Source organism: Fictibacillus sp. WQ 8-8 (assembly GCF_024494405.1).
In the GTDB taxonomy this organism is placed as follows: Bacteria; Bacillota; Bacilli; order Bacillales; family Fictibacillaceae; genus Fictibacillus_C; species Fictibacillus_C marinisediminis.
The window spans coordinates 90,821-112,628 of record NZ_JAMXKG010000005.1 but is presented as its reverse complement, the minus strand read 5'-3'; the positions used below and the strand labels follow the sequence as shown (position 1 = coordinate 112,628).

The 21,808-nt window shown below is 43.6% G+C and carries 19 protein-coding genes and 1 other annotated feature; of the genes, 12 read left to right on the top strand and 7 right to left on the bottom strand.

Translation table 11 applies throughout. The features are described from left to right. Nucleotides 1-5: 5 nt before the first annotated feature. Entirely contained in the window at nt 6-482 is a 477-nt protein-coding gene (locus tag M1K46_RS12510; RefSeq protein WP_053357662.1) for a LiaF transmembrane domain-containing protein, read from the bottom strand. Nucleotides 483-1,001: 519 nt separating this feature from the next. Here M1K46_RS12510 and hemA point away from each other — a divergent pair. The 9 genes from hemA to ysxE all read left to right on the top strand — a co-directional run bounded on the left by hemA (nt 1,002) and on the right by ysxE (nt 10,625). Further along, nucleotides 1,002-2,342 (top strand): glutamyl-tRNA reductase, encoded by a 1,341-nt coding sequence (hemA, locus tag M1K46_RS12505; RefSeq protein WP_256226239.1) that lies wholly within the window; start codon nt 1,002-1,004, stop codon nt 2,340-2,342. A 38-nt stretch (nt 2,343-2,380) separates the two neighbouring features. Then, nucleotides 2,381-3,208, top strand: coding sequence for a cytochrome c biogenesis protein (locus tag M1K46_RS12500; RefSeq protein ID WP_091004126.1), 828 nt, complete (start codon nt 2,381-2,383; stop codon nt 3,206-3,208). A 34-nt stretch (nt 3,209-3,242) separates the two neighbouring features. Further along, nucleotides 3,243-4,175: a hydroxymethylbilane synthase gene (hemC, locus tag M1K46_RS12495; protein WP_062234054.1), complete on the top strand. Its 933-nt coding sequence runs from the start codon at nt 3,243-3,245 to the stop codon at nt 4,173-4,175. Continuing rightward, nucleotides 4,172-4,930 carry a uroporphyrinogen-III synthase gene (locus M1K46_RS12490; protein ID WP_053357666.1) on the top strand — a complete coding sequence of 253 codons (759 nt, stop codon included), beginning with the start codon at nt 4,172-4,174 and terminating at the stop codon, nt 4,928-4,930. The genes hemC and M1K46_RS12490 overlap by 4 nt, the downstream gene beginning before the upstream one ends. Before the next feature lies 1 nt (nt 4,931). Further along, nucleotides 4,932-5,900: a porphobilinogen synthase gene (hemB, locus tag M1K46_RS12485; RefSeq protein WP_256226238.1), complete on the top strand. Its 969-nt coding sequence runs from the start codon at nt 4,932-4,934 to the stop codon at nt 5,898-5,900. Between the two features lie 17 nt (nt 5,901-5,917). Continuing rightward, complete coding sequence (gene hemL / locus M1K46_RS12480; RefSeq protein ID WP_256226237.1) at nt 5,918-7,201, top strand: glutamate-1-semialdehyde 2,1-aminomutase; 1,284 nt, start codon at nt 5,918-5,920, stop codon at nt 7,199-7,201. A 119-nt stretch (nt 7,202-7,320) separates the two neighbouring features. After that, a complete protein-coding gene (locus tag M1K46_RS12475) occupies nt 7,321-8,649 on the top strand; it encodes a LysM peptidoglycan-binding domain-containing protein (protein WP_256226235.1) in 1,329 nt (442 codons plus the stop codon). A 15-nt stretch (nt 8,650-8,664) separates the two neighbouring features. Beyond that, entirely contained in the window at nt 8,665-9,585 is a 921-nt protein-coding gene (locus tag M1K46_RS12470; RefSeq protein WP_256226234.1) for a hypothetical protein, read from the top strand. Then, nucleotides 9,582-10,625 carry a spore coat protein YsxE gene (gene ysxE / locus M1K46_RS12465; protein WP_091004137.1) on the top strand — a complete coding sequence of 348 codons (1,044 nt, stop codon included), beginning with the start codon at nt 9,582-9,584 and terminating at the stop codon, nt 10,623-10,625. Before M1K46_RS12470 ends, ysxE begins: the two co-directional genes overlap by 4 nt. A gap of 38 nt (nt 10,626-10,663) precedes the next feature. Here the strand turns inward: ysxE and M1K46_RS12460 are convergent, their stop codons facing one another. Then, the gene (locus M1K46_RS12460; protein WP_062234076.1) at nt 10,664-10,876 is read right to left on the bottom strand and encodes a hypothetical protein; all 213 of its coding nucleotides are present in this window, start codon (nt 10,874-10,876) and stop codon (nt 10,664-10,666) included. A 178-nt stretch (nt 10,877-11,054) separates the two neighbouring features. Continuing rightward, nucleotides 11,055-11,303 (top strand) — a binding site (T-box leader). A 45-nt stretch (nt 11,304-11,348) separates the two neighbouring features. Between M1K46_RS12460 and M1K46_RS12455 the strand changes: the two genes are divergently transcribed. Then, nucleotides 11,349-13,997 (top strand): valine--tRNA ligase, encoded by a 2,649-nt coding sequence (locus M1K46_RS12455; RefSeq protein WP_256226233.1) that lies wholly within the window; start codon nt 11,349-11,351, stop codon nt 13,995-13,997. Nucleotides 13,998-14,016: 19 nt separating this feature from the next. Here the strand turns inward: M1K46_RS12455 and M1K46_RS12450 are convergent, their stop codons facing one another. Together M1K46_RS12450 and M1K46_RS12445 are read right to left on the bottom strand one after the other, a co-directional pair. Next, nucleotides 14,017-14,892, bottom strand: a complete 876-nt coding sequence (locus tag M1K46_RS12450; protein WP_256226232.1) for an ATP-grasp domain-containing protein — start codon at nt 14,890-14,892, stop codon at nt 14,017-14,019. Next, nucleotides 14,885-15,796, bottom strand: coding sequence for an ATP-grasp domain-containing protein (locus M1K46_RS12445; RefSeq protein ID WP_062234085.1), 912 nt, complete (start codon nt 15,794-15,796; stop codon nt 14,885-14,887). Before M1K46_RS12445 ends, M1K46_RS12450 begins: the two co-directional genes overlap by 8 nt. A gap of 85 nt (nt 15,797-15,881) precedes the next feature. On the opposite strand from M1K46_RS12445, the gene M1K46_RS12440 reads away from it, so the two are divergent. Together M1K46_RS12440 and M1K46_RS12435 are read left to right on the top strand one after the other, a co-directional pair. After that, complete coding sequence (locus tag M1K46_RS12440) at nt 15,882-17,186, top strand: bifunctional folylpolyglutamate synthase/dihydrofolate synthase (protein WP_256226231.1); 1,305 nt, start codon at nt 15,882-15,884, stop codon at nt 17,184-17,186. Between the two features lie 126 nt (nt 17,187-17,312). Beyond that, nucleotides 17,313-18,995: a sensor domain-containing diguanylate cyclase gene (locus tag M1K46_RS12435; protein WP_256226230.1), complete on the top strand. Its 1,683-nt coding sequence runs from the start codon at nt 17,313-17,315 to the stop codon at nt 18,993-18,995. A gap of 33 nt (nt 18,996-19,028) precedes the next feature. On the opposite strand, the gene M1K46_RS12430 is transcribed toward M1K46_RS12435, so the two are convergent. From M1K46_RS12430 to M1K46_RS12420, 3 genes are all read right to left on the bottom strand, one after another. After that, a complete protein-coding gene (locus M1K46_RS12430; RefSeq protein ID WP_256226229.1) occupies nt 19,029-20,744 on the bottom strand; it encodes a hypothetical protein in 1,716 nt (571 codons plus the stop codon). A 77-nt stretch (nt 20,745-20,821) separates the two neighbouring features. Beyond that, nucleotides 20,822-21,301 (bottom strand): prepilin-type N-terminal cleavage/methylation domain-containing protein, encoded by a 480-nt coding sequence (locus M1K46_RS12425; RefSeq protein WP_256226228.1) that lies wholly within the window; start codon nt 21,299-21,301, stop codon nt 20,822-20,824. Beyond that, a complete protein-coding gene (locus M1K46_RS12420) occupies nt 21,298-21,783 on the bottom strand; it encodes a type IV pilus modification PilV family protein (RefSeq protein WP_256226227.1) in 486 nt (161 codons plus the stop codon). The genes M1K46_RS12425 and M1K46_RS12420 overlap by 4 nt, the downstream gene beginning before the upstream one ends. Between the last annotated feature and the right edge of the window lie 25 nt (nt 21,784-21,808).

Here is a 21,808-nt window from a genome sequence, read left to right as displayed (position 1 = left end):
CTGGTTTATTTTTTCTTGATAAAGATAAAATAAGCACCGACTCCGATCAGGATGAACGGCCAAAATCCTTCAATGGACGAAAACCATTCTTTGATCGAGGGAGTGTCTGATTTGTTGAAGAAGCTCCATCCTGAGATGGCAAGCAGTACAATGCCTGCCAGCAAGCCCTCTTTGGTTTGCTTATACATATATAAAAAGGCAAGAGCTATAATAAGGATGATCATGGCAGGCTCCTTGGGCCAGCCGTCAATATGAGATATGGCGTGAAAATGGATGCCTAAACCAAGCAGCAGGATCGCAGAAAAAGCACTTGGGCCCTCTTTCCCGCTTGCACTTTGAACAAGAAAGGCCAAGCCGATGATGATTAGAAAAGTTGGCCAAGTTAAATAGGGAAGTACATATGTAACGTTCATTTGCCGAGCTAAGAAAAATAGCCCGATTCCCAGCAATACAATTCCTGAAAAATTTCCTTTACCTTTCATTACAACCTCCAAATCATTTGACACGAATGGCTCTTATCTTAAAGATTGTTGCTTGGTGCAGGGTTTATGTCTAGCTTCCTTCCTTGACAAGTTGATTGGAGTGAAAGGTGCGAGACTCCTGCGGGACTTGCGTGACAGGTGAGACTCCCGCAGGCGCCTGCGCCAAGAGGCTCACCGCACGCCCCGCGGAAAGCGAGCAACCTGAAACGGAAATCAACCACTCCTAAGAGCACCAAAGATTGCGAAAATAGCCAAACGAGTAAATCAAACCTTTGCTAAAAGGGTCGAAATTTGTTATTTTTATATGGGTATTAGTTTATAATTTTTTTTAATTAGCGCTATTTTTTTATAGTTTGTTACGGTTTGGACAGAATAGGGAAGAACTATTTCGCTTGTCCTATCATAGCATACGATTCATATTCTGTTCACAATTTTAAAATGATTATTTCATAGTACATGTTATAATGATTATGGATATTTACTGTGGTATTTACGATAGAGATAAAGGGGGTGAGTGGGATGCACATCCTTGTTGTCGGTTTAAATTATAAGACAGCACCTGTTGAGATTCGAGAAAAAGTTGCATTCAATCCAAATGAGATGGACCAGGCTTTGAAGGCTTTGCGGGAAAGAAAAAGCATATTGGAATGTACGATCGTTTCAACATGCAACCGGACAGAAGTATACGCCGTGGTGGATCAGATCCATACAGGGCGCTATTACATGAAGTCTTTCCTCGCAGAATGGTTTTCTATTGATACAAATGAACTGAATCCGTTCTTGTTTATCCGTGAAGAAGAGATCGCTGTCGAGCATCTTTTCAGAGTTGCTGCGGGTCTTGATTCTATGGTTCTCGGAGAAACGCAAATTCTCGGACAGGTTCGTGACAGCTTCCTTCTTGCACAACAGGAAGGAACAACAGGCACAATCTTTAACCATCTGTTCAAACAGGCAATAACACTTGCAAAACGATCCCACTCGGAAACAGAAATTGGGGAAAATGCTGTATCTGTAAGTTATGCTGCTGTTGAGCTTGCAAAGAAAATCTTTGGCGGGCTTGAAAAGAAAGACATCTTAATCGTGGGTGCAGGCAAGATGGGTGAACTGACTGCCAAGCATCTTCACAGCAATGGCGTAGCCAGTGTCCATGTCGTCAACCGAACGTTTGAAAAAGCGTCAGAACTGGCTGGGCGGTTTGAAGGAACGGCTCACCCTGTGGAGCATTTAACATCTGTGCTGGCACATGCCGATATCGTCATTACTTCAACCGGATCGGATTCCTACGTTATTACAAAAGAGATGGTTCAATCTGTACTTAAGCAAAGAAAAGGCCGTCCTTTGTTCATGGTGGACATCGCCGTTCCACGTGATTTGGATCCATCATTGGACGAACTGGAAAGCGTTTTTCTTTACGATATAGATGATCTGGAAGGCATCGTAGAAGCCAATTTGGCTGAGCGAAAGAAAGAAGCTGAAAAGATCGAGATCATGATCGAAGAAGAAATTATAGGCTTCCATTCATGGGTCAACATGCTTGGAGTTGTGCCGGTGATAACTGCATTGCGTGAAAAAGCGCTCGCTGTACAAGCGGAAACAATGCAGAGCATTGAGCGTAAAATGCCTCAGTTAACGGACCGTGAGAAAAAAGTGTTGAGCAAGCATACCAAAAGCATAGTGAATCAGCTGCTGCGCGATCCAATCGTAAGGATTAAAGAGCAAGCCGGAGAACCTGGGGCGGATCAGGCGCTTGAATTTTTCACAAAGATCTTCGCGCTTGAAGAAGAGGTTAAACTGCAAGAGCTAAAAAGTGAAATGGAATCAACAAAGTTAAGTGAAACATCCCCTTCATTGCCTCTGTAACGGGAATGTCACTGGGCTCCTAGAGAGGAGTTTCTGATATGCAGAACGCAAATTGGATATATGATACAACAATCATCTTGTATGCTTTAAGCATCATAGGTTATTTTATCGACTTTTTACAAAACAACCGGAAGGCTAACCGAATGGCCTTCTGGTTGCTTTCTATTGTCTGGATGCTGCAGACGGTATTTTTTGTCCAGAGAATGATAGAAGTAGGCCGTCCGCCTATTTTAACGCCTTTTGAAGGCTTGTTTTTTTATGCCTGGATCTTAGTGACTTTCTCTTTGGTCATGAACTATTTTTTCAGGATCGATTTCTTAGTATTCTTTACGAACGTGCTCGGATTTTTGATTATGTCTATTAATCTTTTTGCTCCTGGAGAACAGGTGAGTGATGAGATGTCGACCCGTCTCATTTCGGAGCTGCTGGTGATCCATGTTACGATGGCCTTCGTTTCCTATGGTGCATTCACCCTCTCTTTTATCTTTTCGATCATGTATCTGCTTCAGCACAGGCTCTTAAAGAAGAAAAAGTGGAGCAAGAGGCTGCAGCGTCTTGGAAGCCTGTCTACCCTTGAAAGGCTATCCTTTGTACTGAATATGACAGGTGTTCCAATTCTGCTTTTAAGTTTAATACTAGGCGTAATCTGGGCATTCTTAAAGATACAGGGCTTTTCACTGCTTGACGCCAAAGTCATTACGTCTTTTATCGTCATCGCAGTATACAGTGTGTTTTTATATCAAAAAGTGGCGAAGGGTCTTCAAGGAAAGACTTTGGCGATCTGGAACACGGGAGCTTTTCTTATCGTTCTGATCAATTATTTTCTGGCATCTACCCTTACTGAATTTCATTTTTGGTATCAATAAGGCCTACGGTCACTCTTTTAGGAGGTTTTTATAGATGAGAAAAATAATAGTAGGTTCAAGACGAAGCAAACTGGCACTCACTCAAACAAACTGGTTCATTGACCAATTGAAGGCGCTGGGCCTTCCTTTTGAGTTCGAGGTGAAGGAAATCGTGACCAAGGGAGATGTGATCCTTGATGTCACTCTCTCAAAAGTAGGAGGTAAAGGGCTGTTTGTGAAAGAAATTGAACAGGCCATGCTTGATAAAGAGATTGATATGGCAGTACATAGTATGAAGGACATGCCCTCTGTTCTGCCGGATGGGCTGATCATCGGCTGCACACCTAAACGTGTTGACCCAAGGGATGCCTTTATTTCAGAAAAATATAACTCGTTAGAAGAGCTTCCGGCAGGATCGATTGTCGGTACGAGCTCACTCCGCCGGGCTGCACAGCTTTTGCATGTCCGTCCGGATCTTGAAATTAAATCAATCAGAGGAAACATCGATACACGTCTTGGTAAATTAAAATCTGGTGAGTTTGATGCTATCATTCTTGCGGCTGCAGGTCTTGAAAGAATGGGCTGGTCAGCGGATACGGTGACTGAATACCTGCCAGTGTCACTGAGCCTTCCTGCGGTAGGACAGGGATCTCTGTCCATTGAATGCAGGGGAGACGATGCTGAGCTTAGAGCTCTTCTTCAGCATTTGAATGATGAAGACACGTACAAAACGGTGATGGCAGAACGCGCATTCCTTCACACGCTTGAAGGCGGATGCCAGGTGCCGATTGCGGCCTACGCAGAAAGAACAGAAGAGAGGGAGATCTCCTTAACTGGGCTTGTTGCTACTCCTGATGGCAAAACTGTAATCAAGGAGCAGGCTGTCTCGGATGATCCTAACATGCTCGGAGTGACACTAGCTGTTAAGCTTCAGGAGAAAGGTGCACTTGAGATCCTTGAGAAAGTAAAGAAAGACCTGGGAATATGAAGTCCCGGCCTTTAGCGGGAAAGACGGTTGTCGTCACAAGGCCGGCTCATCAATCTGCAAGTCTTCTTGCAAAGCTTGAAGAAGAAGGGGCAGAGGCTGTCAGCTTTCCGGTACTGCACATAGCAAAAGCAACCATGGATTCAGAAGAAGAAGCTGTGCTTCAGCAGCTGGAGCAGTTTGATTGGGTGGTCTTTACGAGTGCGAACGGGGTACGTTATTTTCTTCAAATGCTTCAGGAGACCGGGAAGACGTTTACTTCTCAGAAAATAGCGGCGGTCGGCCCAAAAACCGGTAGAAGGCTTGAGGAGAATGGAGTTTCTATTGATCTGATGCCGGGGAAGTATGAAGGGAAAGAACTGGCGGTAGAATTAAAGAAAAGAGTGAAACCGGGTTCCAAAGTACTCGTTCCAAAAGGCAGCCTTGCGAAGCAGACGGTGGCAAATACGCTACATGACCTTGCTCAAGTAACCGAGATCATCGTTTACGAGACGAAGAAGGCAGAAGTATCAATACACCAGCTACCCGAGAAGGTGGACGTGATCATTTTTATGAGCCCTTCCAGTGTTGTTTATTTCGGTGAAGCGGCTGGTGATCGCCGGGTAATGTACCAGAAGAACACTTGGGCAGCCTGTGTAGGGCCAGTAACAGAGGCGAAAGCGAAACAATCCGGGTTTCATAAGCGGATCAGTGCCACTGATTATACAGAAGAAGGTATAATAGAGGCTGTGAAGAGTTTTATCGGAGAGGAGAAATAATATGAATTTTCAGCGTCATAGAAGATTGCGAAGCAGTGAGAGCATGCGTGCACTCGTGAGGGAAACGCATGTAAGAACAGACGATTTGATTTATCCGATCTTTTTTGTAGAAGGTGAGCGCATTAAGCAGGAAGTCCCTTCCATGCCTGGTGTATACCACGTATCACTTGATTATCTAGAAGAGGAAATGCAGGAGCTTGTGGACCTTAACATCCGTTCTGTTATGGTTTTCGGAGTACCCGACCATAAGGATGATGCAGGAAGCTCGGCGTATGACCATAATGGAATTGTACAAAAAGCGATCAAGAAAATAAAAAATGGTTTTCCGCAGCTTACCGTTATTGCTGATACATGCCTTTGCCAATATACGGACCATGGACATTGCGGGATCATTCGGGACGGAGAAGTTCTGAATGATGAATCACTCTCTGCGCTTGCAAACACAGCAGTTTCTCAAGCAAAAGCTGGAGCGGACATCATTGCTCCTTCCAATATGATGGATGGGTTTGTTGCAGCGATTCGTGAAGGACTGGACGAAGCAGGTTTTATCAATGTGCCGATCATGTCATACTCTGTAAAATATTCCTCTGCCTATTATGGGCCGTTCAGAGAGGCTGCTCACAGCTCTCCTCTGTTCGGGGACCGCAAATCTTATCAGATGGACCCGGCCAATCGCCTGGAAGCACTGCGTGAAGCAGAGTCGGATATTGAAGAAGGAGCAGACTTCCTTATGGTAAAACCGGCGCTTGCATATTTGGATGTACTGCGTGAACTGAAAGACCGTTACCCTCTTCCGCTTGTCGCCTATAATGTGAGTGGTGAATATTCCATGATCAAAGCCGCTGCCCAAAACGGCTGGATTGATGAAGAAAGCATCGTGATGGAAACATTGACAGGCATGAAGCGTGCAGGTGCTGATCTGATCATTACGTATCATGCGAAAGATGTATCGCGCTGGTTAAACCGCTAAGACAGGAGGATTTAAACATGAGAAGCTTTGAAAAATCAAGTGCAGCCTTTCAGGAAGCCAAGAAATACATGCCAGGCGGTGTCAACAGCCCTGTGCGTGCGTTTAAATCGGTAAACATGGATCCTGTATACATGGAACGCGGAAAAGGTTCCAAAATCTATGACATCGATGGAAATGAGTATATAGATTACGTGCTATCCTGGGGTCCTTTAATCCTTGGACATGCCAATGAAAAAGTAGTGGATGCCCTTAAAAAAACAGCTGAGCTTGGTACGAGCTTTGGAGCTCCGAACGAGTGGGAAACGATGCTCGCCAAGCTTGTTGTAGAAAGGGTCCCTTCCATTGAAATCGTCCGAATGGTGAACTCCGGAACAGAAGCGACGATGAGTGTGCTTCGCCTTGCCCGCGGTTATACAGGCAGAAACAAAATCCTGAAATTTGAAGGATGTTACCATGGCCATGGCGATTCATTGCTCATTAAAGCAGGGTCAGGTGTGGCTACGCTTGGACTTCCTGACAGCCCGGGAGTTCCTGAGTCGGTCGCTAAGAACACCATTACTGTCCCTTACAATGATCTTGAAAGTGTACGCTATGCGTTTGAGCAGTTCGGTGATGACATTGCGTGTATTATCGTCGAGCCGGTTGCCGGAAACATGGGCGTAGTCCCTCCCAAAAAAGGATTCTTGGAAGGTCTTCGAGAGGTAACCAAACAATATGGATCTCTTTTAATCTTTGATGAAGTCATGACCGGTTTCCGTGTGGATTACCATTGTGCGCAAGGATATTTTGGCGTTACTCCTGATCTTACCTGCCTTGGCAAGGTCATTGGCGGAGGCCTTCCTGTCGGCGCGTACGGCGGGAAGAAGGAGATCATGGAGCAGATCGCACCAAGCGGTCCAATCTATCAGGCAGGAACTCTCTCAGGAAATCCTCTGGCGATGGCAGCGGGTTATGAGACTCTGTCTCAGCTTACACCGGAATCGTATCAGGACTTTGTAAAAAAAGGCGACCGCCTCGCTGAGGGGATTGCAGCGGCTGCAGAAAAATACCGCATTCCGCATAGCTTGAACCGTGCGGGCTCTATGATCGGATTTTTCTTTACCGATGAGGACGTGGTGAACTACGAAACTGCGAAATCTTCTAACCTTGATTACTTCACACGCTACTTTAAATATATGCTGGAAGAAGGAATCTCACTTCCTCCTTCCCAGTTTGAAGGTCTCTTCCTATCAACTGAACACAGTGTTGAGGATATTGAGAAAACCATTGCTGCATGTGAAAAAGCCTTCTCCAGACTATAAAGACAAACTGCTCCTTTGAGGAGCAGTTTTTTTTGTTCTTCTCTTTCCAATCATATTTTTACCAAGTTGGTCATAATCCTGTAACGTATGAGATATTTGGCTGAAAGGAGGAGAAAGGCATGAATCCATCGAAGCTGCGTTTCTCCATAGAGGAGTCTGTCTGGTTAAAGAAAGGACAGGAAGTTGCAGAAGTTTTATCAATGGCACTGGAGCCTGATATTCAGATCACTGAAGAAGGCGGCCAGGTTTGTGTTAAAGGAGCTTTAAAGCTGCATGGAGAGTACCGTCCATGTGCAATGGATGATGGGAATTCTCTCAATTTGGAAACAGGCTCGCTCAGAGAGCAGGTTTCCTATCGTTCGCTGACACAGCTGAAAATGAACGATGAGGGGATAGCAGAGCTGGATCATCGGTTCCCTGTTGACATCACGATCCCTTCAACACGGGTCCAAAAGCTTGAAGAGGTGTTTGTTCTTGTTGATGCCTTTGATTATGAGCTTCCCAATCCAACCTGCCTGGAGCTAACTGCATCCATTTCCATCTCAGGCATTCAGGATGGGAATGAAGAACCTGCCCAAGAGGAGCAAGAATCTTTTCAGGGTCAGGCGATGGAAGATGAGGGCATGACATTTGAGGAAACGCCGATGAATGAAGAAACGGAATACGAGCCGTTCCAGGTTCCCGTATTTGAAGCCAGGTTTGAAGAGAATGAGCAGCAGGATGAGATGAATTCAGAAGAGGAAGCAAGAACGGAAGAACAAGAAATATTTGCTCCTTTCCAATTTGAAGCCAAGAAGCTGTACGAGATGCCGGTCATTGAACCGGAAAGCGAACCTGCGCAAGCAGAATTCACAGAGCCAGCGATCAATTACAACCGTCAAGACGATGAACCGGCAGCCTATCCAACCCCAACCTTTGCTGAAGCGGAAGCAATGGAAGAGCAAGAAGAGCAGGAAGAATATCAGGAAGAATATCAGGAAGAATATCAGGAAGAATATCAGGAAGAACCGGCTGACAATGGGATTCCGGCTTTAAAGTCACTTTCTTACTATACACCTTCCTATACACCGCCGCCACCGCCGCCTGCTTTGCCTCAAATCGAGCAGATCAATATACATTCGGAAGAACAGGAAGCTTATAACTACAATCAGCAGCCGCCTGAAGAAGCATTTGAACAGGTGCAGGAGCGGGAGGAGGAACAAGAGAAAGTTTCCTCCACTGAGGCAAGGAAAGAGGAAAATGCATTATATTTAACAAAAATGCTTTCTGGAAATGAAGAAAGGTTTTCAAAGGTAAAAATGTATATTATACAGCGTGGGGAATCGCTTGACAGCATTTGTGAACGCTATGATATCTCTATTCATTCTCTGATGAGAGTCAACAGGATCAATCAGGAAGAGGTCGCAGTAGGCCAAATTATTTACATCCCAGTTTCACAAAGCCGTTAAGGTCGGGTGGAAGCGATGACCCTATTACATGAAATCAAGAAGCATTATGATCTTCAAACCGTGAAATGGAAAGATAAAGAAAGCCTGGTGGACACTGATTGCGGGGTCAAACGGATCAGGATCTGGAATGATCTGAACCTTTTAAACTGGCATGTCCGATGGAGGGATGAAGTCGGCAAGAACAGTTTGGCTGTAGCAGACCGAATGATCAGGACGGCGGATGGAAATCCATGGGTTGAGTTGGAAGGCAGGTACCTTACCCTGCATGATTATGTAGAAGGCCGGCATGAAAGGGGAGGCCATGAAAAAAGGTGGGGCCTTCTCTTGGGCAACATGCTTCAAGCGGGCCTAGATCTGCAAAAAGAGTTTGGTTCCATTACCCATGCTGATCACTATTCCTTTGACGCCTGCCTGGCGGCGATCCACAAACTAAGCAAGGATTACAATGAACTTGTCAGTGTCAGAAATTCTTTGCCTGAAGCAAATAAAAGACTGAACCTTGCCATGGAACTCAAACAGGCATCCTCTAATGTGCCGCTTCCGCTCCTTGATTCTGATACACACATGAGCAATGGAGCACAAATTTTTAATATATTATTTTACCGGGGAAGCAATGGTTATCCTGAACAGGGTTATCGCCCGCTGCGCAATTTTTTGACCGAGTGGCTAAAGGAATGCGGCCCCTACTCACTGCGGAAATTATTAACCTGCATCAATGAACATTTCTCTTTGGAACGGGAACAGGGATATTTGCTTCTGGCAGAGATCTTGACACCATGGGAACTTCAGGATTGTGTGGATCAGTTAAAGAATAAAGAGCTTTCACACATTGTTGCTTGCGTTGAATCTTTTGAACAGGATTGGGATTTTAACAGAATCCTGCTTCACTGTTTTACTGACTGGATGGACGATAAACGAAAGAGGGTGGCTTTGTGAGCCATTCAAGTGAAAACGTCAATTATGGTCCGGTTTTATTTCAGTACGATCTTTATCCAGAGAAAATCGAAGCGTTCGGCAAAGTGAAAAAAGTGATATCAAAAAGAGGCACGTTTGCTTTAAAGGAAACGAGTTTAAACGAAGAAGAATCGAACTGGTTTACCCATGTCGTTCACCGATTGTCGGAAATCGGCTATCATCAGGTGGTGCCGCTCTATCCAACTAAATACGGTGATTATACCGTACAGCATGGAAACAAAACGTACTATCTCATGCCGTGGTTTGCAGGTGGTGAACGGCTCGGCCAGACGCGGGAAGAAGTGATGATCGATGAGATCGGAAAAATTCATTATCTGACCCTGAAAGAACAGGATTTCTCGCCAGAAGTGGTAGACCATTCTTTTCAGTATTTAATGCAGAGATGGGAAACACGCCAGCTTGAAATGGAGAGGTTTGCTGAAGAATCCGAACGCATGCCGTACATGTCTCCTTTTGAGCTGACGTATTTAAGCCATTTTCACCACATGATGAAAATGGCGGAGGAAGCAAAACGCCGTTTGAAAGACTGGTATGATGCCTGCCATGCGGAAAAAAGGTATCGCAGTGCACTTTGCCACGGCAAACTATCACGAAATCATCTGTTATTCTCTCATCATGGGGAACCGCATCTCCTCAATTTTGAAAAAGCAGTGCTTGATACGCCTGTAAGAGATTTGGCGATCTTCTTCAGAAAAGCAGTACACCTTTCGAACTGGACGAGAGAAGAGGGCGGGAGGCTGCTCTCGCTGTATCAAAGGCACATTCCACTCCTCGAGGAGGAAAAAAGCCTCTTGGTCAGCTATATGAGCTATCCCGAACCGATCTTTAACTCCGTTGATTTATATCGTCATCAAAGGGAACGATACAGCCAAATCGAGTTTGTCCACCGTTTGGAAAAACGAATTTCAGCGATGAGGCACATCAGGGATTTCTGTGATCTGATCCTGACCCCGCCGCCGCCGGAACCGCTCGATATGAATGAAAATACTGATCACATATAGTAGCCTATATGTGATCTTTTTTTATTTTCCGCTTTTCTTTATAACACCTCATAGGAAAAGCAAAAGTGAAGAATGATTAAAATAAGCATGATTACAAAATCAATGCCGGATGGGAACAGAATGGTACGGATGATCTGGAACACGATCAGAGGTATTGTAAATTGGCTTACGATATCCCTTGCTGTCCGAAGCCAATCGGGAACCTGAAATTTAAACGGCGTGCGGTTTCTTTTAAAATAACGTCTGGCCATAACTATCCTTCTTTCGTACATCTAGGTTGATATCATGGTATTCACCAGCCTGCCTATTCGTGAATATTGCCGGAATGCACATATTTCTTGTAAAAGAATAGAATAATTGTTACAACAAATGGGAAAACTATTGACGTTTTCCTGTTTTACTAGTTAAAATAGAACCAATGAAATCATATAACTTGCTTTGAAAGGGAAGAGTACAACGACTGTCCTTAAAGAGAGGGAAATCAGATGGCTGAGAGATTTCCTAAGGAAACAGCGATGGAAGGTCGCCCTGGAGCAGCTTCTTTGAACAAAGGCAGACGGCCTTTCTAGAAGAAGACGGCGAAAAACCGTTATCCGGCAATGAGTGTGCAAAAGGCGTTTATTTCTGCTTTCTGCAAACAAAGGTGGTACCGCGAACAATGCTTCTTTCGTCCTTTGAGACGGAGGGGGCTTTTTTATTTGTATTGAGAAGGAGGAGACGTTCATGTCTACTGAAAAGCAAGAACTTACAATGCCAACGAAATATGATCCAAAGGCAACCGAAGAATCCTGGTATAAATATTGGGTGGACGGCAAATTTTTTGAGGCAACGGGTGATGAATCCAAAACGCCATATACCATTGTCATTCCGCCGCCGAACGTTACCGGCAAACTGCATCTTGGCCATGCATGGGATACAACACTGCAAGATATCCTGAGCCGAGCAAAAAGAATGCAGGGCTATGATGTACTCTGGCTTCCTGGAATGGACCATGCCGGAATCGCCACACAAGCTAAAGTTGAAGCGAGACTCCGTGAACAAGGCACTTCCCGCTACGATCTTGGCAGAGAAAAGTTCCTTGAGAAAGCCTGGGAGTGGAAGGAAGAGTATGCTGACTTTATCCGCAATCAATGGTCAAAGCTTGGACTTGGCCTCGATTACTCGCGTGAGCGCTTTACCCTTGATGAAGGTTTGTCTGATGCTGTTCGTGAAGTGTTTGTAACGCTTTACAACAAAGGACTGATTTACCGAGGCGAATACATCATCAACTGGGATCCGCAGACAAAAACAGCTCTTTCTGATATTGAAGTTATCCATCAGGATGTACAGGGTGCGTTCTACCATATGAGATACCCTCTTGCTGACGGATCCGGCCATATTGAAATCGCAACAACAAGGCCGGAAACGATGCTTGGTGATACCGCCATTGCCGTTCATCCGGAAGATGAGCGCTACAAGCATTTGATTGGCAAAAAAGCAATTCTCCCAATTGTCGGGCGCGAGATTGAGATTGTCGGGGACGACTATGTAGATATGGAATTTGGATCAGGTGCTGTAAAAATCACACCTGCTCATGACCCGAATGATTTTGAAATTGGAAACCGCCACAACCTTGAGCGTGTCCTTGTTATGGATGAAGGCGGAAAAATGAATGAAAATGCCGGAAAGTACCAAGGCATGGATCGCTTCGAATGCCGTAAACAAATTGTTCAAGACCTGGAAGATGCAGGAGTTCTTTTCAAGATCGAAGACCACATGCATTCCGTAGGGCACTCTGAGAGAAGTGGAGCAGTAGTTGAGCCTTATCTTTCCACACAATGGTTTGTTAAGATGAAGCCTTTGGCAGAAAAGGCGATCGAGCTTCAAAAAACAGAGGACAAAGTAAACTTTGTACCGGAGCGTTTTGAGAAAACGTATCTTCACTGGATTGAAAACATCCGTGACTGGTGTATTTCAAGACAGCTGTGGTGGGGGCATCGAATTCCTGCCTGGTACCATAAAGAAACAGGCGAAGTATACGTAGGCCACGAGGCGCCGAAAGATGAAGAAAACTGGGAGCAGGATACAGATGTATTGGATACATGGTTCTCATCCGCATTATGGCCGTTCTCCACAATGGGGTGGCCGGATGAAGAAGCGATTGATTTCAAGCGTTATTACCCGACCAATGCATTGGTTACCGGCTATGACATCATTTATTTCTGGGTAGCACGCATGATCTTCCAAGGCATGGAGTTTACAGAAAAAAGGCCGTTCAATGATGTATTGATCCACGGACTTGTACGTGATTCCGAAGGCCGTAAGATGAGTAAATCTCTTGGCAATGGTGTTGACCCGATGGATGTTATTGAAAAATACGGAGCGGATGCTCTTCGTTTCTTCCTATCCACAGGCAGCTCACCAGGAAACGATCTTCGTTTTTACTGGGAAAAGGTAGAATCTACTTGGAACTTTGCCAATAAGATTTGGAATGCTTCCCGATTTGCCCTTATGAACATGGACGGAATGAAAGTTGAGGAAATTGATCTTACTGGAGAGCTGAACCTGGCGGATAAATGGATTTTAACCCGTTTCAACGAAACCGCTGAAAATGTAACAAGGCTGATCGATACGTATGAATTTGGAGAAGTTGGCCGTCTCCTTTATAACTTTATCTGGGATGACTTGTGTGACTGGTATATCGAGATGGCGAAACTGCCGCTTTATGGAGAAGATGAAGCAGCAAAGAAAACGACTCGATCTGTATTGGCTTATGTCCTGGATCACACATTGAGACTGCTTCACCCGATCATGCCATTTATTACCGAGGAAATCTGGCAGCATCTTCCTCATGAGGGTGAATCCATCACAGTGGCTCAGTGGCCAGCGAAGCGTGAAGATCTTCATTTCCCGGAAGCCGCCAGAGATATGAATCTCGTAACGGAAATCATCCGTACAGTACGTAACATCCGTTCTGAGATGAACGTTGCACCGAGCAAACCGATCGAGCTTCAGATCAATGCCAAGAGTGAGGAAGTGCTGAACGCGCTTGAGGCAAACCGCAGCTATCTTGAAAAGTTCTGTAACCCAAGCACATTGACACTCGGAACAGATCTATCTGCACCGAATAAATCAATGAGTGCTGTACTTACCGGGGTTGAAATGTATCTGCCGCTTGAAGGATTGATTAATTTAGACGAAGAAATTCAGCGTCTTGAAAAAGAAGTTGAAAAATACAACAAAGAAGTCGAGCGTGTACAGAAGAAACTAAGCAACGAAGGCTTCATGAAGAAAGCGCCTGAAAAAGTAATCGAAGAAGAGCGTGCAAAAGAAAAGGACTATAGCGAAAAACGCGATAAAGTCCGCCAGCGCATTCAAGAACTGAAAGCATAAAAAGAAAGCCTGAAAGTGATCAGTCACTTTCAGGCTCTTTTATTTGTCCGGCGATGTGGGCCATATAGGTCCTAACGATGTTGATGTCTGATGTAGCACTTAACGTGCGGCTGCCCACCACGTCCTCCACTTCGTTAAAAATAAAAGAATCGTCTTTATCCAGTAAGAAGTCGATTCCGGCCATTCCCATCTCAAAATGGGACATTACTTTTTGAGCCAATACTTTTTGTTCCTCATTTAGATCGTAGAACTGAGCTTTTCCGCCGAGTGAAAAGTTCGCTCTGAAATCTTCGTCAGAACTTCGAAGGACTGCGCCGACGATCTGATCTCCGACGACAAATACCCGGACATCTCTGCCAGGATGAGCCGCAGGTTTTTGAATCACCCATTCTTGATGGGGATAGGTGGAAAGGGCCTCACGCAATTCTTGTTCGTCTGTTACAAGGTGGACCTGTGATCCGCCCCTTCCTGAAGATAACTTTGCAATTAAAGGAAAGTCAAAAGGCAAAGAATCAGGACGATATAAAGAAGGAGAGATGAAAAGGGTGTCCATCATGGGAATACCAGCCTCCGCCAGAAGCTGGTGTGTTCTTGCCTTATCATTGGCTACCCTGGAAACAAAAGAAGAGTTAAAGACTTTTACACCCAACTGTTCAAGCTGCTGAGAGAAGAGATGGTGAATCGTACGGACCACAGCAAACGCTGGCAAAGGGTCCTGACGCTTTTCGTAATAAATTGAAAGCTGATTTTTCGTTACACCAAATGCAAATCTTTCAGTGTATCGAAGTTCAAGGTCTAACCCGGCTGCTGCAGCCTCCTCTGTCATCCAGCTTATAAAGGAGGCATTCTTTTCAGCATCTTGTACACTGTAAATCAACCATCCCTTTTTATTCATGTGAGAGTCCTCTTTCTTTAAGATCATTGAGGATGAAATCCATCATATGCAGAGCTACATCAATTCCTGTACATTCATAAATGCTGCGGATATGAGCGTTGGAGTTGATCTCACAGACGAGGGGAGAGCCATCATTGCCAAACAGCAGGTCGACTCCAGCAAATGATGTCCCTGTAACTTCCGCACAGACTGCCGCCAGATCGATTTGTTCTTTGGTCGGTGTATAAGGCTTTGTTTTTCCGCCGAAACTGACATTTGCCCGGAAATCTGTCTCGGATTTTCTCAGCATGGAAGCAACAGCCTTGCCGCCTACGATATTGATGCGTACATCCCGCCCGTAGCTGGACTTGATCAATTCCTGGAATACATATTCGGTGTTTTTTAGAGATTTCATCAGGTCAAGCAGTTCCGGTTCATTTTCTACTAGGTGAACCTGCATACCAAACGATCCGTAGGCTTCTTTAATAACCATCGGAAAGCCGATTTCCTTTGCAATAGCAGAATAATGGCTTTCATCATGAAGGTCTCCAAATACTTTTGGTGCTATAATGGTTTTTGGAAAAAGGATTCCGCGGTCTGCGAGGGTTTGGTACATTCTCGACTTGTTATCGCAGATTTCAATGGAATCGGCAGAATTATATAGTGGAATACCTAATTTTTCGAGTTGTTTGGCAAGGAAGATATCCTTGTCTCCAAAGATCACAAAATCAGGAGAGCTATTTTTATAGCTTCCAGAAATCATAGATTTTCCGTTCTTAAATGTAACGAGCAGGTCATTGTTTTTAATGATGGTGGGCTTAATGCCTTTTTTTTCAGCCGCTTTGGCCGTCCACTCGGCAAAGTCCATGAATTTTTTTTGGTGCAGGTTTCCGTTATAGATGATCCAGCAGGATGGTTGTGCCATTGTTGTCCTCCGTCCGTGTTACAAATACTATACCGTTATTTTATCGTTCCCAAGAATATATCACAATACGAAAGGGGAAGCGTGGATGTTTACATCTTATGAAGACATCAACCATGAACTGGAACTGACAGATGCAGGAGAGATGAAGATGGGCCTCGAACGCATGAAGGCAATCCTTCAGAAACTCGGTAATCCGGAGAAAACCTTGCGCTGCATCCATGTGGCAGGAACGAATGGGAAGGGTTCTACCATCCAGATGATTCAAGCCATTCTCCGTGAACAAGGATATTCTGTAGGCACATTTACGTCTCCTTTTCTAGTTAACGTCAGAGAACATATTCAGCTCGATGGTAAATGGATTACAGATAAGGAATTGGAAAGAATCATAGAGAAGATGAAGCCTCTTGTCAGGGACGTGGAAAACGAAGGATTAGGCAGCCTGTCCGAGTTTGAGGCGGTGACAGTTGCTGCTTATGTTTTTTTCAGCCAACGTGCACCGGATTTTTGCCTAGTAGAATCCGGACTTGGAGGACGGACCGATTCAACGAACGTGATCGTGCCTTTGCTTTCTATCATTACCAGCATTGGCTACGACCATATGAATCTTCTTGGCTCAAGCCTTTCAGAGATCGCCCAACATAAAGCGGGGATCATCAAGCCTTCTGTTCCTGTCATTACAGGTGCTGATCAGACTGAGGCTCTGTCTGTAATTGAAAAAACAGCCAAGGACAATCACTCGAAATGCTACAGACTGGGTAAAGAAATGTACACGGAGCGTATAAAGGCGTCAGAAGGGAATGAGATATTTTCCTATAGATCACCTTATTCAAACCGAACACTTATGGAAATTACCATGCCAGGAAAGCACCAAGTCAGCAATGCGGGATTAGCTTTAATGGCAATGGATCTCCTGAAATATGAGATAGGGTGGGTGATCGATGAGGAATCTATCACCAGTGGAATAAAAAAGGCGAAGTGGGCTGGCCGATTTGAGGTTGTAAACGACCGCCCAAAAATAATTTTGGATGGAGCCCACAATCCCGAGGGCATCCTGGCCTTAACGGAAACGTTAAAAAGCCATTTTCCCGGAAAAGCCATTCATGTGCTGTTTGCTGCATTAAGGGATAAAGACACTGGAAGCATGCTCAAACCGTTGGAGGAGATCAGTTCATCCATGATGTTTACTTCGTTTGAGCATCATCGAGCGGACAGTGCACAATCCTTATATGAAAAAAGTACTATGAAAAAAAAGCAATACGATGAGGATTTTGAGACCGCTCTTATTAATTTTCTTGAAACAGGTAATGAGCAAGATATCCTGCTAATCACAGGCTCCCTCTACTTTATTGGGGCGTGTAAGAATTTTTTAAAGAAAATAATTGGTAAGTAATTGAAATTTTCCAAACTTTTGTTACAATAAGTAGATAATAGTATTTACCTAGCTGTATGCAGGGTATAGAACTTTTGGCTCATGAAGGGGGACCGAGGGAACATGGATAAAAAAAGGCGGCTTGTTATGTGGATAGTATGGGTTATATTCTATCCAGCAGCAATTTGGACAGGCTACTCCCTGAATGATTTTCCTGCATCCATTTCTTTTTTTGATATTTCGGTATTAACGGTACTCACCGTGGTCGTTTCACTTTTCCCGATCAGAGTATTAAACTCCAATATTTCGCTCATTACCGGCATCTCGCTAGCGATTTTCCTTTACTATGGATTATTTCTCTCCCTGATCATTACTCAGATTGCGGTATTCTCATTAACTCTTAAGGTGTATTTCAGTACGAATGAGCATTATCGGTATTTAACCAATACATTGATGTTTGCCTGGATATCGGTTGGATCCGGCATCATATTTGCGCTGCTCGGGGGGCATACCGGCCCATACGACCTTAACAAAGGATTTTACTTAATACCGATTGCCGGATACATATTGGCACATTTCTTATTGAACCATCTCTTTTTATATGTGGTAAGAACATATGCGTTTGCACAAAAAGTTCGTTTTATTGAAAAAGATCTTTGGGTCGATATTATTTTTGAGATGCTGGTCATTCCTGTCGGCGTACTCCTTTATGTTCTCTATTCGCAGATTGGTACACCGGCCATTTTTTACGTGGGTTTTCCATTTTTAAGCCTGTCCATCATCATCAACTTGTACCATGCGAGCCAGCAGGTCAATGATCTCCTGCAAAAATCCAGTGAGATCGGCCAGCAGCTGTCTGAGCATCTGCAAGTAAATGACATACTGGATGTGTTCATTGATAAGCTGACTTCGTTTATTTTGGTCGATGGTGCTTATATCTTTGATGCAGAGTCCGGAGAATATTTTAAACTCATCCGGAAATACGAGAAAAATGAGGGCATGATCAAACATGATATTAAACTCCTCCGTACAGAAGGGGTGAGCGGAAAAGTTTGGGCAACTGGGAAGAGTATACTCTACTCATCAAAAAAACAATGGAGAGATACATCTGAGAGCCATTTTAACGGGCACGGAGAATCTATTATTTCCGTTCCGATGATTCGAAGCCAGAAAATTGTTGGTGTCATTACGTTTATGAACCAGAAGAAAAAAACGTTTCAAAAACACCATCTGATGATTATGGAAATTCTGGCCAACTATTTAGCGGTAGCCATCGATAATGCAAAAAATTATGAAACAACAAAGCTCAAAAGCGAGCAATGCCCTTTGACGGGACTCTTTAATTACCGATATTTTGAGAATCTCCTCTCTCAAATGTATGATGAGTTTAATTATTTTCAGCGGGAGTTTTCTGTCATCCTTATGGACATTGACCATTTTAAAAAGGTTAACGATACATATGGACATCAAAGCGGTAACGAAGTGTTAATTCAATTGGCACGCCGTCTCGAACAATACATTGGGGAAAACGGCACAGTGGCAAGATATGGGGGAGAAGAATTCGTCATCATGCTTCCTCATACGAATGAGATGACTTGCTATCGCGTGGCAGAAGAGCTGCGGAGCATTATATCCCTGCATCCGTTTCTCATTAAAGATGATCTAAAAGACAAACGCCATCATCAAATCTACATTACCGCCAGCATCGGTATTTCTACTGCTCCACTTCAGGGCGAGGATCCGCTCACTCTCCTGCGCAATGCAGACCGCGCCATGTACACCGGCGCCAAACAGCAGGGCAGGAACAAGGTTGCGAGGTATGTAGGATAGCCAAAAGGCCTTCTCATCGGAGAAGGCCTTTTTTTATTTCATATGAGGTTCAGCGATTGCAGGCTCATCAAGATCTGTAATCATCGGTTCGGATTCTTTAAGGTTGGCGTATGTTTCAATGATATCCGGATCGTAATTGATTTTTAACCGTGATAAGTTAATATCACTGGATTTTATGAGAGCTTCTTGGCCCTGGTTAGCGTACTTTCCAGCCAGTGCATTCAAAATGATTTTCCTTGCCGACAAGCCTCCATCTATAGAAATGTTTGATCCTACCCCATACATTTCAATATCTCTCTCGGAATAAAAAAATCCTTTTAAGTAGCTTGGGTTATCATCGTATAGACTGTTGTTTTGAATATTAATATCTCCTTTGCTGAAAACAATCAAGGAACCAGGAGGTTTTAAAGATTCATTTAAACCATTTAATGTTGAATACTCAATGGTTGTTTTTCCGGTTACATAGATGAGTGATGCAAACTGTCCATTTACATTATTAATGGTTAAGTCACCGTCAACAAAAATAGGACCTCTGATTTGAATAGTTGGATAAGTATTAGGATTATTTGAAGCACTTTTTGACCCAATCTCTAAATCCCCTCCAATATAAGCTCCATTTGTAAACTCTAATCTGGAGATTTTATTGCTTTGTCCAGTGATCTCGGTATTGCCTGGAAAAGAAAACTGATTGATCGTGTTGTTTCCCTCAAGTATAAATGAATCAAAGTTCGTTCCATTTTTATCGTAGGGATAAATCTTCAAACTCTTATATAAAGTATTTGAATCATTTATTCTGTTGTTTGGTAAAGGAATGGGGGAAACACCTGAATCATTCCAATTATATTTATAACTGTTTCTTTTACCTGCAATTTCTATAATAGGAGGCCGGAAATTACTTTTAACAATCGACGGAACGGAAGAGGTAAAATAATTAGCGGGTGAATTGGTTACATTCTGGTAAAAACTATTTGTAACATCCGGCGTGTTTAAATGGGCTTGATAATAGTTGCTGATACTTCTGTACTCATTCTCATATTTTAATTCTGAAAAGTTAAAATTAAAAAAAGGAGCCGCGTCTGTAAAAGTAAAAAGATTACCTCCTAATGCTATTTTTGATTTTGTTGAAGAATCATTAGGAATAAGCTGTGGTGAGAGCGTATCGTTCCAGTAAGGAACAGTATAAGTTCCATAACGATAATTATAATTGTAAACTGTAGGGCCGCTGTCTTTTACAAATAAATTATTCGCTACATAGAGATCACCTTTTATTTGAGAAGCTCCTTGAAGGTACATATTTCCTTCTCCTGGAAGACAATTCTTTGATAAACAAAACGAACCCAATGCATACTTCAATATCTCAGGAGCATTACCAGTTCCAAAAAATATGGTTCGTTTCAATAGCTTTGTCTGGTTCTTGACGTTAGCTTCCACTTGAATCGTGACACTTTTCCGGTTAGGAGTTGTGCTGCTCGTATCTGTAAACTGTATATCTTTTACTGTATACGTTCCATTTCCGCTTGGATTGATGGTTTTCCCGATAACTTGTCCTCTGACAAAATTAATTACGTTTGTGAAGGTGGCTGGGAACTGGCTGACCAGTATTCCGTTTCCTATATCTGTTTTGAGTTTATTGTTAATCTTGGCAGCAGTGTAATCCATGCCTTTTTCGGCAAGATAGGTAGCCTGTACTTCAGCTTCCCTGGTACTTGTCTGTTTTGCCCCGTTTATCGTCGTGCTGATTAACGTCAATCCTATTATGGCGAACACTGCAGAGATTAAAAGTACAAGAGTTAATGTTGATCCTTTTTCATCTAAACGGAACCTCACTAGTTTCCGCCTCCCCCCAGCAGGCTGATCTGACTGTTCAATGCCAATGGCTTCGCTTTATCTGATTTTGTGCTTTTTATTTTCATACTGATTTTTATCGAATTCGCCGTCGTATCCAGTTCAAGCACCGAACCGCTGAGATCAAAATCTGAATTGTTGAGGGCAGTAGAATTAAGGACAGCGTTCGAGCCGTCGAAGCCAAATTTTTGTTCGGTCTGTTTCCCTTTGTCCAGAATGATGACATTATTTTTATCGGTTGAAAGTAAAGCGTCTTTAGCTGGGTAGACGGCGTTCATAAATTGGGTCATGATGACATCGGCTTCATCACGAATCAGGGTTTCTGTATATGTTTTTTTGTAGCTGTTCATGCCGTTAAAAAAAACAAAATAAGCGACGGCTGATATGATAAGCATGATCGACAGGCTAAGCAATAGCTCCACAAGGGTTAAACCGCGTTCATTTTTTATTCTTTTTTTCATGGAGTGGAAGTCCCTTTCCATTTGGTATTCAAATAATTGCCCTCAACAGTAACAAAGCGGTCCTTGCCGTCGTTATAGTCAACTCTTGCTGTAAACGGAACGAGCTTTTCATTCCATTCGTCCGTCTGTCCGTTTGTAATCAAAAGCTTTACAGTATAGTGCGTGTTATTGATCAAGTGCTTATAGAAACCAGAGCATTGATCCTGAGTTAAAAGACTCGTTTGAACACAAGTATCATAGTTCATGTTAGCCGCTTGTTGAACGGCAGGTGTAAGTGCTGTCACATCCTTAGGCGGAGACGCTTCCACGGCCTCAACGATTTGTCTGGCAAGGTTGACTGCCACCAATTTCTTGTTGTTTTGTTCGGAGTAGGCGTTGGCCTGCAAGAAAAAACGGGAAACAGCAGCCGTTAGAATGATAAGAATTGTAAAGGAAATAAGTACTTCTACTAATGTAAAACCGGATTCGGTTGTCTTCTTCAAAAAAATCCCCCCGCAAAGGTTCTTT

Excerpts from the sequence above, each read along its gene's own strand:
- M1K46_RS12440 (WP_256226231.1), top strand. The coding sequence starts at position 15,882 with ATGTTTACATCTTATGAAGACATCAACCATGAACTGGAACTGACAGAT.
- hemA (WP_256226239.1), top strand. The coding sequence starts at position 1,002 with ATGCACATCCTTGTTGTCGGTTTAAATTATAAGACAGCACCTGTTGAG.
- M1K46_RS12455 (WP_256226233.1), top strand. The coding sequence starts at position 11,349 with ATGTCTACTGAAAAGCAAGAACTTACAATGCCAACGAAATATGATCCA.
- M1K46_RS12470 (WP_256226234.1), top strand. The coding sequence starts at position 8,665 with ATGACCCTATTACATGAAATCAAGAAGCATTATGATCTTCAAACCGTG.
- M1K46_RS12445 (WP_062234085.1), bottom strand. The coding sequence starts at position 15,796 with ATGGCACAACCATCCTGCTGGATCATCTATAACGGAAACCTGCACCAA.
- M1K46_RS12490 (WP_053357666.1), top strand. The coding sequence starts at position 4,172 with ATGAAGTCCCGGCCTTTAGCGGGAAAGACGGTTGTCGTCACAAGGCCG.
- M1K46_RS12435 (WP_256226230.1), top strand. The coding sequence starts at position 17,313 with ATGTGGATAGTATGGGTTATATTCTATCCAGCAGCAATTTGGACAGGC.
- M1K46_RS12510 (WP_053357662.1), bottom strand. The coding sequence starts at position 482 with ATGAAAGGTAAAGGAAATTTTTCAGGAATTGTATTGCTGGGAATCGGG.
- hemC (WP_062234054.1), top strand. The coding sequence starts at position 3,243 with ATGAGAAAAATAATAGTAGGTTCAAGACGAAGCAAACTGGCACTCACT.
- M1K46_RS12500 (WP_091004126.1), top strand. The coding sequence starts at position 2,381 with ATGCAGAACGCAAATTGGATATATGATACAACAATCATCTTGTATGCT.
- hemB (WP_256226238.1), top strand. The coding sequence starts at position 4,932 with ATGAATTTTCAGCGTCATAGAAGATTGCGAAGCAGTGAGAGCATGCGT.
- M1K46_RS12425 (WP_256226228.1), bottom strand. The coding sequence starts at position 21,301 with ATGAAAAAAAGAATAAAAAATGAACGCGGTTTAACCCTTGTGGAGCTA.
- hemL (WP_256226237.1), top strand. The coding sequence starts at position 5,918 with ATGAGAAGCTTTGAAAAATCAAGTGCAGCCTTTCAGGAAGCCAAGAAA.
- M1K46_RS12450 (WP_256226232.1), bottom strand. The coding sequence starts at position 14,892 with ATGAATAAAAAGGGATGGTTGATTTACAGTGTACAAGATGCTGAAAAG.
- M1K46_RS12475 (WP_256226235.1), top strand. The coding sequence starts at position 7,321 with ATGAATCCATCGAAGCTGCGTTTCTCCATAGAGGAGTCTGTCTGGTTA.
- M1K46_RS12460 (WP_062234076.1), bottom strand. The coding sequence starts at position 10,876 with ATGGCCAGACGTTATTTTAAAAGAAACCGCACGCCGTTTAAATTTCAG.